Below are 794 nucleotides of genomic sequence, written 5' to 3' on the forward strand. Positions count from 1 at the left end.
TGGACCGTGCCCGCTTTTGATTTGGCTGTTGCTTTTGCTCTTCAACACTCAAGACCCCATACAAGTCCTCACCCAAATAACGGATATACACCCTTAAACCAAAACCTGGCCCAACTCTTGCTCTACCTCCTGTTACCGCACCCTCGACCCCTGTGCGGCGGAGACTCTTGACTATGGCAATCACCCCGAATTCGCTCCTTCAGGCAGCCCTTGCGGCCAAGCCTCAAGCGCCCGCTGCCAATCCACCGGCAGTGGCTGCGAACCCGCGGGACAAGGCCCCGGGCTTCGCTCAGGTGTTCGCCAACCAGGCCCCTGCGCCTGCGGCAAAACCTGTCGACACCCCCATCAAATCCACCCGCGACAAGCCTGCGGACAACAGCCCCAAGCCCGCCGCCAACAACGACAAGCCTGCCGCCGGTACCCCATCGGTTGCCGATAACGGCAAGACTTTGCCTGCCAACCCGCCGGCCAAGGCGGACACCCCGGACACCACCGCCAAGTCAGACGACGATGCCCCGGCAGACGATCCGTCCCTGGCCCAGCAACCTCCGGTCGACCCCGCCGTAGACCCGGCGCTGATAGCCGCGGTAGTCCCTGTCCCCGTCCCCGCTACGCCGGCGCCCGTCGAGACCCCGACGCCGGCCACCGCGAAGGATGACAAGAACCAGCCAGTCGTGGCGCCACCGATTGCCGCGACCGACGACGCCAAGCCCGCCTTCGACCCCGAGGCCGATCCGCTGGATGCAATGCCCGCCGTGCGCCTGGCCATGGAACAGGGCGGACACGTGTCCGCC

General features: G+C 65.5%; 1 pseudogene. It reads left to right on the forward strand.

The annotated features are described in order from the left end of the window. Positions 1-173 precede the first annotated feature (173 nt). Positions 174-794 (forward strand): annotated as a pseudogene (locus tag HX869_RS29655) (flagellar hook-length control protein FliK); the annotation flags it as partial.

This window comes from Pseudomonas sp. P7779 (assembly GCF_013386315.1).
In the GTDB taxonomy this organism is placed as follows: Bacteria; Pseudomonadota; Gammaproteobacteria; order Pseudomonadales; family Pseudomonadaceae; genus Aquipseudomonas.